This window comes from Mesorhizobium sp. YR577 (assembly GCF_900116595.1).
GTDB lineage: Bacteria > Pseudomonadota > Alphaproteobacteria > Rhizobiales > Rhizobiaceae > Mesorhizobium_M.
Genome location: NZ_FPBI01000002.1, coordinates 349648 through 365231 on the forward strand (window position 1 = coordinate 349648; position 15584 = coordinate 365231).

Genomic DNA, 15584 nt, shown 5'->3' on the forward strand with positions numbered 1-15584 from the left:
CCATGCAGCCCGCCTCCATTCCCGAACGCCAGGCGAAACGAGCGGCAATGCCGCGCATTCGATCTGGCTTGAGCCTGCCCAAGCCACTGGGCAAGTTTCTCACCTATGCCACTCTGTGGGTAGCCTTCGTCTGGTCGGTGTTTCCGTTCTACTGGATGATCGCAACCTCGATCCGCGGCAGGGACGAGATATTCCAGCGTCCGCCGAGCCTCGTGCCTCATGCGGTTACGTTCCAGAACTACATCGATCTTCTGGTCGGTGCGCAGTTCTGGCGCTTTGCGATGAACAGTCTCATCCTGACGATAAGCGTCACCGTCATAAGCGTCCTTATTTCGGTCACGGCGGGATACGCCATGGCGCGCCACCGCTTCAAGGGCTCGGTGATGCTGCCGCTGTTCATGCTCTATGGGCAGATGTTCCCGCCCGTGCTGCTCCTCATCCCTTTCTACGTCCAGCTTCGTTATCTCGGCTGGCTCGACAGTCTCTACGGGCTTATCCCTGTCTATCTCAGCTACATGTTGCCGCTCTGCGTCTGGTTGATGCGCGGGTTCTTCTCACAGGTCCCATTCTCTCTGGAAGACGCTGCACGCATGGATGGCTGCACCCGCTGGCAGGCATTCTGGAAGGTCATACTACCGATGGCACGGCCCGGCATCGTCGCTGTCGCCACCTGGGTCATGATCCACACCTGGAACGAATTCCTCTACGCCAGCACCTTTATCCTGAGCGAGAAGAAGCGCACCCTTCCGCTCGGGCTCAGCGGGTTGATCGGCCAGTACACGACGGACTGGGGCGTGCTTATGGCCGGTGGTGTCTTAACCGCCGCGCCCATACTCGTCGTCTTCTTCTTCCTGCAGAGGCATCTCGTCTCCGGCGTCGGCGGTGGTGCGGTAAAGGGATGAACGGGGCACGGCACGGAGCAAATGAATGAGCGGTCGCAGCAGCCACTGGGCTGATCTGACGCGTCATGACTTCGCGTCGCTCGACAGCAACCAGACTATCGCCATCCTGCCCGTAGGGGCAATCGAGCAGCATGGCCCGCATCTGCCGGTTTCAGTCGATACGGATCTCGTCGAAGCAGTCGTCGAGCGTGCGTTGCCGCTGATCCAATCCGACCTGACGGTTCTGTTCCTGCCGACCATGGTCTACGGCAAGAGCAACGAGCATGCGGCAATCGCGGGAACGCTGACGCTCTCAGCCGAAACGCTGATCCGGGTTCTCATGGACATCGGCGAAAGCGTGGCGCGCGCGGGCGTTCGCCGGCTTATCTTTCTTAATGGCCATGGCGGCAACAGCGCGGTTCTCGACATCGTCGCCCGCGATCTCACGGTCAAGTTCGGCCTGCAGACCGCAACCTGCCATTGGTACAATTTCAACGAGGCCGAAACGCTGACCGACAAGACCGAGCAGGCATTTGGCATTCATGCCGGACTGGTCGAGACCAGTGCCATGCTGGCGATCAAGCCCGAGCGTGTTGTCATGGATCGTGCGGCGGATTTCGGCAACGCCGCGCAAGGCTGGCAGGAACGCTATCGCCATATCGGCCTCTCGGCAGGGCGTGCGAGACCAGCCTGGGTGATCGGTGATCTCAACGAGGACGGAGCCTGCGGCAACGCGGCTGCCGCAACTGTCGAGATGGGAGAAGGGCTGCTTTCTACCGCTGCTACCAACTTCGCAACATTCGTCTCCGAATTCGACCGCTTCTGTCAGGAGTTGGATGGGGTCGGGCAGTCAGGTGAGCGAGGAAACCGAGAGCCATGATATCTATTTCCGGCAAATCGACGATCGATTGGCAGGCATTCGGCCATGCGCTGGGCGCTGTCGAATCCTTCGACACGCCGTCAATCGTCAAGAAGCGCTCCCGCGACTTCTTCTGGTACAGCCCAATCCTCAATCGCGAACTTGCGGGAAATTTCGGCGACCTGGTTGTCGCCCCAAAGGATGTTTTCGAACTGGAAACCTGCATAGCCACAGCCGTCCAATGGAACGTGCCAACCGTCCTGCGCGGTGGCGGCACCGGCAATTACGGCCAGGCCGTTCCGATGGATGGCGGCCTTATCATCGACATGACGGGCATCAATCGCATCCTCGAGATCAGTGAGACGACGGTGCATGTTGAGGCTGGCTGCAAGATCGGCGCGATCAATAAAGCTCTGCGCGAACACGGCCAGGAGTTGCCCATATTCCCTTCCACCGAAGACATCGCGACGATCGGTGGCTTCATCGCCGGCGGCTCGGGCGGCATCGGATCGATCACCCACGGCATGCTGCGCGATGGCGGAAACATAGATTCGATCGGGGTCCTGTCGATGGAGAACCCGCCTCACCGGCATGTCTTCAAGGGAGACGATATTCGCGCCATACATCACGCCTGGGGGCTGAACGGCGTCATCACCGATCTGGTGTTGCGCACCGTCCCGGCGCGTAACTGGATCAACGTCATTGCTTCCTTCCCGACTTATCGCGCGGCCTTCGAGGCTGGTATGGCAATCGGCAGGAGCCAGGGTTTCGAACTCAAGCTGCTGACGACGATCGATGCACGAATAGCAGGCGCCATACGTCGCCTTGACGGAATTGGCGACAAAGGTCGCGCACTGCTGCTCGCGCTGGTGGACGACGCTGGTCAGGAGGAACTGGCGAAACTGATAAAGGCGCAGGGCGGCACCATCGAACTCGCAATGGACGACAATGCGATGGAAAAAGCCGGTCTGCCAGGCATGTCCGAGTTTTCCTACAACCACACCACCTTGCAGATTCTGAAGAGCGACCGCAGCGTGACCTACCTGCAGGTGACCTTCAAAGCCCCGCTCGACAGTTCAAAGATCGATACGCTGCAGGCGATATTCGGTGACGAGGTGCTGATGCATCACGAGTTTGCCTTGCTCAACGGTGAACTCGTCGCCTTCGATTTGCCGGTCGTCCGCTACTCCAGCGACGAGCGCCTTTTCGAGCTGATGCGGATCTACGACGAGCATGGTTGCCCGGCGTCCAACCCGCATGTGCCCTATGTCGAAGGTGGCTCGATGAAGCCGGACTTCCGCCATCTGGCCTGGAAGAAGAGGCTCGATGCCAACGGACTGCTCAACTCGGCCAAGTCACGTTACTGGGACGATGTAAAACACCTTTCGCCGGAAGAGATCGAGCAGCTGCCGGCCCGTGCCACGATAGCGAAGGCAAGCGCGCGCTAAACTTCCGGCGGCTGACCTGTTCACCCAAGCGTAAGTCCAGCCTTACGCGCCGCCTCGCGCAGGAACGGCAACCCAACTTCGATGACATCATCGGGGTGCTCGGCGACCGGGTCCCACATGGCTGATTTGCTCGCGATATCGGCGTCGACACGGCTCATGCTTTCGAGCGTGATCGGGCCTTCATAGCCGATATCCGCCATGGCCTTGAATGCCGCGTCCCAGTTCAGCATCCCTCTACCGGGCACATCCCGGTTGGCTTCCGAAACTTGGACATAGCCGAGATATGGGGCGGCGGCCTCGAAACCTGCGGCAAAGCTCTCTTCCTCGATATGCATGTGGTAGGTGTCGAGATGGATGAAGATGTTTTCCGCTCCGATCCGCTCGATGATCCGCGCGGCATCGATGCCGCGATTGATCAGATGCGTCTCATAGCGATTGCGCGGCTCGATGCCGATTTTCACCCCATATGTTCTGGCAGTTTTTGCGACCCGTTCCAGAAAACGACAGATTCCGTCGATCTCCTTTTTCGTACGAGCGCGGCTGGTTGTCTTGCCGATGGTTCCATAGGTCATGCCGCCTAACCCGGAGCTGCCAACTTCCGCACAAACGCGAAATGCCGACTCCAGGTATTCAAGCCCCTCCTCCGGCCGTTCGACAACATCCAGCGACGCGGGCAGTCCGAGCGAGGCAAACAACTCCACCTTGTAATGGGCAGCGAAGGACCGCGTTCGTTTCGTGTCGATTTCTTGGGGTCGAAACATTGGGATTTCGAGCAGGCCGACGCCGTGCTCCTTGAGCAGATCCATCTGCGGATCGATGCGGTCAATATCCCATACCGGTGCAATGGCGAAAGTGTGGAGTCCGAAAGTGCTCATGCATCAGCCTCTGTGTTCGTGCGCCGCGGCAGCACTTTTGTCACCGCCGACGACGATGAGTTCGTTCATATGTTAGTCATTGTCAGATTGGTGCGCGAGTTCCGTCGCAATATCCAAAATCGGACACGCTCATCAGGCAGATCCACGGTGACCAACGGATCGAAGACGACCGCTGTCCTCAGTGCTCCAGCGCACGGACGCGATGAGTGTGCGATATGCAGTCATGAGATGGCGATCGAGCGCGGCAGTCGCAGCGGCACCATCTCCGGCGAGTACTGCCTCGATTATTTCGAGATGCTCCGCCGCTGCTGTGCGGTTGCGCCGGATTTCGTCCACCTTGTTCCAGCGATAATGGAAATGGACGATGATGGCGATCATCCGGCTGAAATCCGAAATGAAACGGTTGTGCGCGGCGCCGCATAGCGTCTGGTGAAACCACGTGTCGAGTTCCGGAAAAGCCAGGGCCTCGTTGTCAGAGCCCTCGATGACGCGCCGGTGTGCCTCGGCGAGCTTGTTCATTTCCTCCCGTTGATGCGCGCTCGTTTCGGCAAGAAGTTCTCGCAGGGCCAGCCGTTCGAAAACCTCACGCACGGTGAACATCTCGTCGGCGAAGGCGCGGGTAAATCCTTTCAACAGCCAGCTTCGGTTCGGCCGCTTCTCAATCAGGCCAAAGGGAGTGAACCGGATGAGGAATTCCCGAACCGCCCCCACCGAAACACCAAAATCACGCGCCAGTTGCGCTTCGTTCAACACGGTGTCCGGCGGTACGTCACCCTGCAGGATCCAGCGCAGGAACCTCTCTTCGACCACGTCCTGCATGGAACGCGTCTCACTGTCGTTGAAGAAGTCGGAAGGCACCGGCCTTCGGACGAGATGCTTCGTCCGACCGTCCCAGGTAACGATACCGCATTCCGTCAGATGAGCGAGCACGGCCCGCACTGTCGTGCGGCTCGCGTCGAGCTGCCCGGCCAGTTCTATCTCTGAGCCGAGTGCCGTACCGGGCTCCAAGTCGGCGAACAGTTCCAGAAGCTGGTTGCAATGCGTTTTGAACAGCCTGTTATCCCGTGCCACGTCGCGCCGCCCTTATGGAAAGTGTTTGACAGAAACGGTCTTTATTCAATAAAAAACCAAACACGCACAAGCTGCAAGCGCATAAGGGGCCAGATTAGGCATGACGGGCATGAAGGCACTCCTTTGTATCGAGCCAGGAAAGCTGGAACTTGTGACGCGCCCGCGGCCAATGACCAGACAAGGGCACACGCGGGTTCGTATCGGTCATATCGGAATCTGCGGCACGGACTACCATATTTATCACGGTCGCCAACCTTTTCTCTCCTATCCACGGGTGATGGGGCACGAGCTGTCGGGACGCACCATGGAGAAATCCGCGGATGGCAGGATCGCCGAGGGGGATCTCGTGGTGATCAATCCGTACCTCAGCTGCGGCAACTGCCGCGCCTGTCGCAAGGGCAGAGCCAATTGCTGCGAGCAAATCGCCGTCCTCGGCGTACATGTCGACGGGGGAATGTGCGAGGAGATCGTCGTACCCGACGCGAACCTCTATCCCGCGGGAGACCTGTCCGAGAAATCTGCGGCGATGGTCGAATTTCTTGCCATCGGGGCGCATGGTGTGTGCAGGGGAGGCGTTGAACCGGGATCTGAGGCGCTGGTTGTAGGCGGCGGCCCGATCGGCATCGGGGCAGCGTTGTTCGCCGCAATCGCCGGGGCCACAGTGACACTGCGCGATATTTCGCCTGCGCGGCTGGAACTCGCCCGCCGGATCGTTCCGGCAGCCACATTGGAATTGGTGGGCGAGGAAGGCGATCGGGCCTATGACGTCGTGTTCGATGCCACGGGCAGCATTGCTTCGATGAGCGCGAGTTTGAAGTGGGTCGGTCACGGCGGATCGTATGTGCTCCTGTCCCTCGCAAAAGGTGACATCGCGTTCGATGATCCGGAGTTCCATCGGAGGGAAGCGACATTGTTGGCCAGCCGGAACGCGCTGGAGGAGGATTTCCGGCACGTCATGACCTGTATGCGGGATGGACGGGTTCCCGTCGAAGCTCTTGCGACCCACGAAACCACCCTCGACAATGCGCTGACCGATCTGCCGTTGTGGGCTACGGACCGCGACACGATGGTCAAGGCGATTATCCGCGTCTGAGGATGTAGCGGCGGCATCGCAATGCCGAGCTCCGAAATGTCGCAATAGCGGCTCAGCCCGCCAGCCTCCTGCCGCCGTCCGCATCGAACAGGTGAACCGCACCGGGTTCGGGCCGGATTTGCAATCTGTCACCGCGCGAGATCGTCGCGCGCTCGCGCAAAAGAAGCTGCATTTCCTCGCCGCCCACATCGAGAATGATGAGCGTTTCGGAACCCAGAGGTTCCACCAGTTCCACCGTTGCCGGTGTCCCATCCGCTTCAACGATGCGCAGCGCTTCGGGGCGGACGCCGTAAAGCGCCGCACCGCCGTTGGGAGCATCCTGGGGGAGCGACAGAAGCGCGCCGCCGTTGGTGCGGAACCCCGTGGCGCCGATCTCTCCGGCGATCAGGTTCATGCTGGGCGAGCCGATGAAAGCCGCGACAAAGGCAGTCTCGGGCCGATCGAAGAGATCGAGCGGGGCGCCTTGTTGCTCGATCACGCCCCCGCGCATCACCACGATCCGGTCGGCCATCGTCATGGCTTCTACCTGGTCATGGGTGACGTAGATCACCGTTGCCTGCAGCGTCTTCTGGATCTTGCGTATCTCGGTGCGCATCTGCACGCGCAATTTGGCATCGAGGTTCGACAGCGGTTCATCGAACAGAAAGACCTTGGGATTGCGTACGATTGCGCGCCCCATCGCCACACGCTGGCGCTGTCCACCGGAAAGCTGCCTGGGCTTACGCTCCAGAAGCGCCTCAAGTCCCAGAATGGAAGCAGCGCCCCGGACTTCGGTGTCGATCACCGCCTTTTCCTTACCGCGCAGCTTCAGCGAAAATCCCATATTTTCCGCAACGGTCATATGCGGATAGAGCGCGTAGTTCTGGAACACCATGGCGATGTCACGGTCACGAGGCGCAACATCGTTCATCTGCTGGCCGTCGATGCGGATTTCGCCGCCTGTTATCTTCTCCAATCCGGCAATGGTTCTCAGCAACGTGGACTTGCCGCAACCCGAAGGACCTACGAGCGCAACGAATTCGCCGTCCTCTACCCTAAGCGAGATGTCGTGGAGCACGCGCGTGCCCGAGAATTCCTTGCGGAGGCTTTGGATCGCGACGGATGCCATCAGATTTTCCTTTCCGCGACAATCGTTGCGTTATCGCCGTCCTTCGTCACGAAAAGGGGCGGCAGCAGCGGCGGAAGGTGCCGACGCAACGCTGCAGCCAGACGCAGGATCGTCGCTTCGCCTCCCCAAGGCGCCACGAGCTGGATGCCCACGGGAAGCCCCTGGGCATCAAGCCCGCAGGGCAGCGTGCAGGCCGGAAGGCCCATCAGGTTGAAAGGGAAAGTGAACGGCGTCCAGTCCGCACGCCACCCGCGGTTCTGCGGCCCTGGATAGTCGTGCCACAAGGGGAATGCGGTGCAGGGCATCGTCGGAAGCACGAGCGCGTCAAAACGCGCAAAGAGGTCACGCAGCCTTGCCATGTAGTCGCCCCGGGCGCGGTGATAGGCGGCGGCATACGCCTGGCCTGTCACAGTCCGCCCCACACGCACCAGTTCCTGCAAGGCGGGTTCCATCAGTGCCTGTCGCTCAGCGGGATAGTCGTCTGCCATCATTGCGGTGCCCGCCGAGAGGATGGCGATATAGGTTTCTTCGGCTTGCGGAAGATCGAGCGAAGTGGTTTCCACGCAAGCGCACTCGCCTTCCAGCAGCTTCACCGCGCCGCTGACGAGCGCTGCGACATAAGCATCGACGGATGCCTCGGATATGGTGGGGAGGAACCCCAGTTTTATGTCACCTGCCGATTGGGACAGCGCGGCCGACATGCGACCCTGCCCGGCATGGGAGGTGGACACGACCATCCCGTCCGCCACGATCGTATCCGCAGTGCCGGCAAGTACGTCGAGCATGAGCGCGGCGTCCTCCAGGCTTCGTGCCAGGGGTCCGGGGGCAACCAGCGGTCCGGTGATCGAAGGCCGGTTCTGCGGGATCGTGCCGGCGCCCGGCTTGATGCCGACGACGCCGCAGAAGGAAGCCGGAATCCGTACCGACCCGCCGCCATCATTGCCCAGATGCAGCGGGCCAAGGCCTGCCGCCGCCGCAGCACCCGCACCGCAGCTGGAGCCTCCCGTGGTCATCTCGCGGTTCCATGGGTTGTGCGTGGCACCCGTAAGAGGGGAGTCGCTCACCCCCTTGTGGCCGAACTCGGTCGTGGTGGTCTTTCCAAGCAGAACCGCACCGGCAGCCCTCAGCCGCGCCACCGTCAGCGCGTCTTCGCGAGCAACGGCGTCTTCCGGGCGGATCACCCGTGTGCCGCACATCGTCGGCCAGCCGGCCACATCTATCAGATCCTTTATCGACACCGGCACGCCGTCCAGCGGGCCCTGCGGCGAACCGGCAGCCCAGCGCGCAGCCGATGCTTCTGCCTCCGCAAGGGTCCGGTCGGAATCGACGAGGCAGAAGGCGTTCAGCGCAGTTGCTGTCTCGTCGATCCGTGCAAGGGATGCCTGCGCCACCTCGACCGGTGTGAACTCACCTGTACGGTAACCGTCAAGCATCTGGCCGGCGCTGAGTTGATTGAGATCCATCACGACATTCCAACAGAAGTTTCAGTTCGGGCGGCAACCGCACAGGTAGATGCCGGCGGAAAGAGTAGCTCCGCCGGCATCGGTAGATCAGCGAATGGCGCTGTTCGCGCGCGCGGCTGCCTGGGTCAGCGCATCGGCAGCAGGCACGCCACCGGTCACGATCTCGTTCGTGGCAACAGCGAATGCATCGAAAATGAGCGGCGCCTGCGGGTGGAAGAGGATTTCCTTCGACCGTCCGACGTCGGCGGTTGAAAGGCTGTGGAGCGCCGCTTCTGCCGCTTCGGCACCAAAGGCGGTGTGAAATGCCTCGCTCGACCAGGCAGACGACCGGGTCGTCGCAAGCCCTTTGCCCGACGCCAGAAGCGCGGTGGGCTTCGAAGTCGCCCAGGTCATGAACAGGAAAGCCGCGGTTTTCTGCTCGGACTTGGCGTTGATGCAGGCCTGCCAGCAGGACATGTAGGGTGTTACCGGATGCGTTCCGTCCGACACGAGGGAAGAGAAGCTGGCCTTTCCCGCAACCCGGCTTTTCTGGGGATTGCCGATGGTGGCAGCAAAGTTCGAACTGTCGCTGGCGATGGCCGCGGCGGCCTGCGAGAAGTCGTTCAGCACTTCGTACCAATCATAACTGCCGACCCCCAAGGGGCCCGCCTCACGCAGAAGGCGGCCGTAGATATCGAGCGCCTTGATCCCCTCGGCACTGTGGAATGCAACCTTGCCTGCGTCGTCCACCATGCGTCCGCCATGGGAGAACAGGAAGCCCATCGAAGCCGCTGTCGCCCCGCTGGACGCCTTGGCGCGCATGGCGATGCCAGCCATCGAGTCGGTCTTGACCGCCCGCGCCGTCTCCAGCAGCTCCTCGAATGTCTTGGGTATGCTCGCACCGGCAGCAGCCATCGCATCCTTGTTGAAGAACATGATCTGCGATTCCGCGGTGATCGGAAAAGCGTAGCGTTCGCTGTTGCTCCAGACGGGGAAACCCCGCGCAGCACCCAGAAGATCGTTCTCGTCGTACCAGGCCGCATCGAACAGCTTCGGATTGGCGTAGTAGCTGTTCAGCGGCTCAAGCCAGCCGGCACCGATACCCTGGCCGTAGGACAGGAACATGAAGACGTCCGGCACTGCACTGCCCGAACCAAGGCGGATCGGGAGCGAGGTGAGGAACTCCGCCTCCGACTGGAAGTCGGTAACCACGTTGATGCCGGTCAATGCAGTGAATTGCGGGACGAGCGGCAAGATCGCGTCCGACCAGGGATGCGTCGCGCCGGCAAGATGCAGCGTTGCGCCCTTGGCCTGATTCCAATCGACATTGGCCCCGGTATAGGCCGAGAGATCGGCCTCCTGAGCCTGTGCGCGACCTGTCAGAATCGCAGGAGCCGCAAGCCCGGCAGCGGCGCCGAGCACAAGCTGTCCGAAACTGCGACGGTTCAGTGATGGTGAGGAAAAGATCGGCTGCTTAGTCATGCTGTCATTCTCCGTGTTGGATAGAATGGGGGTTGCCGGTTTCTGGTCGAGGTTACTTCACCGCTCCCAGCGTCAATCCCTGTACGAGCTGGCGCTGGAACATAAGAAGGATGAGAAGGACGGGAATCAGCATGAGGCTTGCCGTGGCTGAAAGCCGTCCCCACTCGATCTGCTGGTAGCCGATGAACTTGTAGAGCCCGACGGAGATCATCGGTATCTGCCCGCCAAGGATGAGGGAGAAGAGAAACTCGTTCCAGGTGAACAGGAAGACGAGCACTGCCACCGCCGCTATGCCGGTTCGGCTCAGTGGCAAGATGATGGTGAAAAAGGTACGCAGATAGCCTGCGCCATCGATGTAGGCCGCTTCCTCCAGCTCCTTAGGGATTTCGGCGAAGAAGCCGCGCATAAGCCAGATGACGAGAGAGAGGTTCAGCGCGACATGCGCGATGACGAGGCCGACATGGGTGTTGAGGAGCCCGACTGCCTGGAATATCACGAAAAAAGGGATCAGCATGGCCACCGGCGGCGTAAAGCGGGTGGAGAGAATCCAGAAACCGATATCCGTGCTGCCACGAAAATCGAAGCGCGCAAGAACATAGGCCGCCGGCGTGCCAATCACGACCGCAAACAGCGTGGTCGCCGCGGAAACCGAGAAAGTGGTCAGGAAATAGCCGATGATGACCGGATCGGCGATAACCGACGCATAGTTCTCCAGCGTGGGGACGAAAACGAAGCTTGGCGGACGCGCGACAACATCCACCGGCTGCTTCAACGAGGTGTTCACCAGCCAGTACAGCGGAAACAGCGTCCAGACCACGAACAGCCCAAGGATGGCCCGGCGAAATCCAGTCTTGAATGCTGGCGCCACCGCTGAAAGTCCGCTTTTCATCGATCCGACTCCGCAATTTTCAGAAGTCGCGTGCGGCGCAGCAGCAGTTGAGATAGCGCCATGATCAGCAGCATCATCAGGATCGCGATCGCGGAGCCCCTGCCGAGCGCTGTGAACTCCAATGCTTCCTTGAAGGCAAAGACGTTCAGGGTGGTGGTGCTCCGTCCCGGCCCGCCGCCGGTGAGGATGTAGAAGGCGTCGAATGCCTTCAGTGCATCGATCGAGCGTAGAAGGACCGCAATGACAATGAAGGGAAACAGCATGGGGAGCGTGATGTAGCGCAGGACCTGCCAGTCGGTGGCGCCGTCGATTTGCGCGGCTTCCACAGGTTCCTGCGGCAACGACGCCAGCCCGCCCGACAGGATCAGGATAATGAACGGCGTCCAGTGCCATGCATCGACGACGACAAGCGTTGTCATTGCCAGCCAGCTCGACCCCAGCCAGTCCTGCGGAGGCAGGCCGACCATCGCGACAAGATGGTTCACGATGCCAAGACTTGGATTGAGCATCATGCGGAAGGTGAAGAGTGCCGCAATCGGCGTGACAGCCAGCGGGAGGATCAACAGGGTGCGCAGCGGCGCAGCCCATGCCTCAGTGGTGCGAAACAGCAGGATTGCGACCGTCAGGCCGACGGCGACTTCCACGGTCACAGCCGCAGTAACGAAGATCGCCGACCGGCCGAATGCCGCCCAGAATTCCGCCGATTGCATCAGTTCGAAGTAGTTGCCCATTCCGACAAATCGAGCCGGTGGATTGGACAGCATGTAATCAGTCAAGCTGAGCCATACGCTGACGCCGAAGGGGAGGATCGTGAAGGCCACCAGAAGTGCCATTGCAGGCATCAACATCAGGGCAATGAAGCGGGTGGGAGAATCCGACGAGCGTGACGGGGAATGTTCGGATGCCCCTGCCCGTTCTGCTACTGCTTCTGCTTTTGCCATCCGACCTTCCATATTGGATGCCGCGCTTGCCAGAGTTTCTCCGGCCAGCTTCTTGCCGGCTGCCGCCTGTCATATTGAAGTTTCGCTAGGCTGATGTGGGTTCCGGTTTAGACGGACCGCCCTCTGCCGCGCTGGAAGAGCTCACGCTCGCCTGATGTGTTCTGCACCTTCCTGACGCTCGACATCGCCGGGCCGTTTGAAAGCGGACCAGATCCTCGGCAGCTCCACACAGAGACGCGTTTTCATGACTGTCGTTCCCATTTGGCCCAGCTCACGCTTTCCACGCTGCTGTTGTTTCGGCGTTATGTTTTTTATTGAATAAAGACCGTTCTTTGTCAAACACTTTATTCGAGCGATGACCAGCGTCAGCCTTTGAGGCGAAACGGGACACGGATGTGCCGTCGCCGATGGCATATCGCCAGCCGATCGTTCAGCGTACAGTCGCGTCTATGGAGCCAAGCAGGAAGGTGCAGCTGCAGGTAAAGCCGTCGTGAATGTCACGACGAAAAGCCCGGGAAATCTTGCAAAGCCACGATATTACGAGAAACCGAGCTTTCGCTTGAGCTCAGCGTTTTCCTTGCGAAGCTTGTCAGCAAGCAGCTTTTTCAAATGTCTATTTTCAACCTCGAGCTCGACCAGATCCTCGGCGAGATCGCGCCGAGCCTCCTTACCTGTTGGTCTGCTGGCGACATTCTTCTCAGCCTTGCTCGACCCTGCCAATCCGTCATCGCGGACTGGGCTGCTTTCGGAAACCGGCTTGTTCTTTTGGGCAGTTTGCGGGACGCCGCCTACCCGGCGGCGGCTCTTCGCGATTGTCTTCTTCGAAGAAGTCTCCGATGCCGCCAAGGATGCGCCGCCTTTTCTTTCAACAGCGGTCGATATCATCGTAGGCTTGACATCGTCTGCAACCGCTCGCAGGCCATAGTGGTCATTGGGCTTGGGATCGTTGGCGGGCTCTTCAGTGTTTTCCGGGCCCGAATCCTTTTGCTGAATCGCGCTTGGGACAACAGAACCATTCTGGAGGTCGTCGGGTTTGTCTGATGCAGATGCAACTTCGATTGAACCCTGGACGACTGCGCCACCATCGTCCGTGCGCAATAGATCTTCAACGTCGGCGGCATGCGCCTTCAGATCAAGCGAGCCCCAGATCGAACCGGGCTTAGATTTGGCCAAGCGGCGGCTTGATTTGATCTCTACTACGAAATCCCGTTGAGGTCGTTTCATCTTCTGGAAAACCATTGAGTCTTTTCGGGGCGGGAAAAAATACGCGCAATCCACTTTGCCAGCGTCGTCGCTGTCAGCCAATGAATGGTGGCTACGAGTCGGATGTCTAACGATATCCGTCGTCCGTATCAACTCACTTCACGATCAGGACCCTCGGCGCGGTCTAATACGCGCCAGATCCCGCTTGGCTACAGCGGCCACAGTCGTCGCCTTTCAAGCGAGAATTGCACAACGGGCGTGGCCGAATCTTCAGCTCATTGACCTGCCAATGGCGGCGCTGGCCAGTACGGCCACGTAATCTCACGCAGCGGCAGCGATCAAAGTACGCGTGTATTCATGATTGGGCGCTTCCCAGATCGTCTCGGTGCTGCCTCGTTCGAGGATCTTGCCGGAACGCATCACCATCACCTCGTCGGAAATGTAGCGAACGATCGCAAGGTCGTGGGAGATAAACAAATAGGTCAGGCCAAGCTCATGCTTCAGGTCTGCCAGCAAATTCAGGATTTGCGCCTGAACCGAGACATCCAGAGCCGAGGTCGGTTCATCGCAGATAATCAGTTCCGGGCGCAGGATGAGAGCGCGCGCGATCGCAATGCGCTGTCTTTGGCCACCGGAAAACTCGTGCGGCAGGCGATTGATAGAGTTGTACGCCAGACCCACCTGCTCAAGCGTCTCGCGAATGCGCCTGTGACGCTCGAAACTGGACGATACACCATTGGCTTGCAGCACTCCGCCAAGGATCGTGCCCACCGAATGACGAGGATTGAGAGAGGCGAACGGGTCCTGAAAGACCATCTGTAGCCGTTTGCGATGGGGTCGCATGGCCCGGCTCGACAGGCCGGACAGGGAGTCTTCGTCCAGAACGATCTCGCCTGAGGCGGGCCTGACGAGGCCCATGATTGCGCGTGACAAGGAAGACTTGCCGCAGCCTGATTCTCCGACCAGCCCCAGCGTACGCCCCTTCGGAATGGTGAAGGAAACGCCGTCGACAGCTCTGGTTCCCCCATATTGGACAACGAGATCACGAACCGTCAGTGCGGGTCCGGCGGTTGGAAGCGTTCCAGTCGTCGCAGAGATCGCTTGCTTTAGCGTGAACTCGAACTCGCCGTCTGGCTTGCGCACGGCCTGCACCTCGGCAAGGCGAGCCCTGTCATAGCGCTTGCCGTCATCCAGGCGGATAGAAGCTCCGATCAGCCCGCGCGTATAGGGATGGCGTCCGGCCGTGAACAAATCGGGTGACGGCAATGCCTCCATCGCCTTGCCGTGATGCATGATGATTACCCTATCGGTCCATCGGCTGACCAAGGGCAGATCATGCGAGATCAGCAGCACCGCCATATTGAGCTCACGACATTAAACATGGGAAGAAGGAACGAAATGCCTTCCTCATCATCCGTTGGGAGAAATTCTTACGGTCTTGGCGGCCCTGGCCGATAATAATGCTGGGGAAGAACGCCGTGATGGTCAGGCAGCGTCGAGTTGCTTCATGAACTTGTCGAGTTCCGCAGGGTCCATGCGCACGATGTGCTTTTCCTCCGGATAGGCCCCACTCTCGACATCGGCGACGTACTCTTGGAATGCTGCAATCCTCTCCCGCTGCAAGCGCTCAAACTCGGCAGCGAAGTTCCGGTAGACTTTGGAGTGGCGCGGCATGTGACCCCGATTTGTGCCGAGGATGTCTTCAGCGAACAGGTACTGCGCGTCGCAGCCGGTGCCGGCTCCCATCGACAGCATGAAGAGCGAAGTGCGCTTGGAAATGGCTTCAGCGACCTCAACAGGAACCACCTCTATCTCCGCACCGAAGGCTCCTGCCGCCTCAAGCTGCTTCACCGCCTCCATGATTTCCATTGCGCTGTCCGCGGTCTTTCCGACAGCCTTGAAGCCCCCGGTCCAGGTCTTGCGCGACGGAATAAGCCCGACATGGCCGACGACGGGAATAGCTTCATCGGCCATGCGCTTGATCGTGGCGTAGCTGGCGCTGCAATAGATGCAGTCGGCGCCGGCCTTGAACATCCTGAACGCCCAGCGGACGAAGTCATCCCCGGTACCGATCTCAAAGAAGTTGTCGCCGGGCATGGAGAAAAGCGTCGGTGCCGCGTCGCGATACTGGGGGTTCAGGATCAGTTCCGGCGGGATGGACACGATGTCGATGCCTGCGCGCTCAGCAGCCTCTGCCTCCTCGATCGTCATGACGCGCAGCATCGTCAGTTGGCGCTTGCCCTTCATCTCGCGCAGATCGGCGACGGTCGGTCTCTTGCGGCGTGTGCTCAT

Annotated in this window: 14 protein-coding genes and 1 pseudogene; 4 read left to right on the forward strand and 11 right to left on the reverse strand. The window is 60.1% G+C overall.

All coding sequences use genetic code 11. The features are described 5' to 3' along the window. Window positions 1–2 precede the first annotated feature (2 nt). From BM413_RS04550 to BM413_RS04560, 3 genes are read left to right on the forward strand one after another with little or no spacing between them, the layout of a single operon-like run. On the forward strand, window positions 3–902 hold the full coding sequence (locus BM413_RS04550; protein WP_091910863.1) for a carbohydrate ABC transporter permease: 900 nt from the start codon (window positions 3–5) through the stop codon (window positions 900–902). A 25-nt stretch (window positions 903–927) separates the two neighbouring features. Continuing rightward, on the forward strand, window positions 928–1761 hold the full coding sequence (locus BM413_RS04555) for a creatininase family protein (protein WP_091910865.1): 834 nt from the start codon (window positions 928–930) through the stop codon (window positions 1759–1761). Further along, a complete protein-coding gene (locus tag BM413_RS04560) occupies window positions 1758–3188 on the forward strand; it encodes an FAD-binding oxidoreductase (protein ID WP_244537756.1) in 1431 nt (476 codons plus the stop codon). The genes BM413_RS04555 and BM413_RS04560 overlap by 4 nt, the downstream gene beginning before the upstream one ends. Before the next feature lie 20 nt (window positions 3189–3208). On the opposite strand, the gene BM413_RS04565 is transcribed toward BM413_RS04560, so the two are convergent. The 3 genes and pseudogenes from BM413_RS04565 to BM413_RS33520 form a co-directional block, all read right to left on the reverse strand. Then, complete coding sequence (locus tag BM413_RS04565; protein WP_091910867.1) at window positions 3209–4063, reverse strand: sugar phosphate isomerase/epimerase family protein; 855 nt, start codon at window positions 4061–4063, stop codon at window positions 3209–3211. A gap of 132 nt (window positions 4064–4195) precedes the next feature. Next, the gene (locus tag BM413_RS04570) at window positions 4196–4882 is read right to left on the reverse strand and encodes a GntR family transcriptional regulator (RefSeq protein WP_244537774.1); all 687 of its coding nucleotides are present in this window, start codon (window positions 4880–4882) and stop codon (window positions 4196–4198) included. Window positions 4883–4966: 84 nt separating this feature from the next. Continuing rightward, a pseudogene (locus BM413_RS33520) lies at window positions 4967–5134 on the reverse strand (GntR family transcriptional regulator); the annotation flags it as partial. A 109-nt stretch (window positions 5135–5243) separates the two neighbouring features. Here BM413_RS33520 and BM413_RS04575 point away from each other — a divergent pair. Continuing rightward, a complete protein-coding gene (locus BM413_RS04575; protein ID WP_210188914.1) occupies window positions 5244–6227 on the forward strand; it encodes a zinc-binding alcohol dehydrogenase family protein in 984 nt (327 codons plus the stop codon). Between the two features lie 52 nt (window positions 6228–6279). On the opposite strand, the gene ugpC is transcribed toward BM413_RS04575, so the two are convergent. The 8 genes from ugpC to BM413_RS04615 all read right to left on the reverse strand — a co-directional run bounded on the left by ugpC (window position 6280) and on the right by BM413_RS04615 (window position 15584). Beyond that, entirely contained in the window at window positions 6280–7335 is a 1056-nt protein-coding gene (gene ugpC, locus BM413_RS04580; RefSeq protein WP_091910873.1) for an ABC transporter ATP-binding protein, read from the reverse strand. Continuing rightward, window positions 7335–8798: an amidase family protein gene (locus BM413_RS04585; RefSeq protein WP_091910875.1), complete on the reverse strand. Its 1464-nt coding sequence runs from the start codon at window positions 8796–8798 to the stop codon at window positions 7335–7337. Before BM413_RS04585 ends, ugpC begins: the two co-directional genes overlap by 1 nt. 87 nt (window positions 8799–8885) lie before the next feature. Beyond that, window positions 8886–10259: an ABC transporter substrate-binding protein gene (locus BM413_RS04590; protein WP_091910877.1), complete on the reverse strand. Its 1374-nt coding sequence runs from the start codon at window positions 10257–10259 to the stop codon at window positions 8886–8888. A 52-nt stretch (window positions 10260–10311) separates the two neighbouring features. Next, window positions 10312–11148, reverse strand: a complete 837-nt coding sequence (locus BM413_RS04595) for a carbohydrate ABC transporter permease (protein WP_091910879.1) — start codon at window positions 11146–11148, stop codon at window positions 10312–10314. After that, complete coding sequence (locus tag BM413_RS04600) at window positions 11145–12089, reverse strand: carbohydrate ABC transporter permease (RefSeq protein ID WP_175544239.1); 945 nt, start codon at window positions 12087–12089, stop codon at window positions 11145–11147. The genes BM413_RS04595 and BM413_RS04600 overlap by 4 nt, the downstream gene beginning before the upstream one ends. A 537-nt stretch (window positions 12090–12626) precedes the next feature. After that, on the reverse strand, window positions 12627–13328 hold the full coding sequence (locus tag BM413_RS04605) for a hypothetical protein (protein ID WP_091910882.1): 702 nt from the start codon (window positions 13326–13328) through the stop codon (window positions 12627–12629). A 285-nt stretch (window positions 13329–13613) separates the two neighbouring features. Further along, complete coding sequence (locus BM413_RS04610) at window positions 13614–14651, reverse strand: ATP-binding cassette domain-containing protein (protein WP_091910884.1); 1038 nt, start codon at window positions 14649–14651, stop codon at window positions 13614–13616. A 126-nt stretch (window positions 14652–14777) separates the two neighbouring features. Beyond that, window positions 14778–15584, reverse strand: coding sequence for a 3-methyl-2-oxobutanoate hydroxymethyltransferase (locus BM413_RS04615; RefSeq protein ID WP_091910886.1), 807 nt, complete (start codon window positions 15582–15584; stop codon window positions 14778–14780).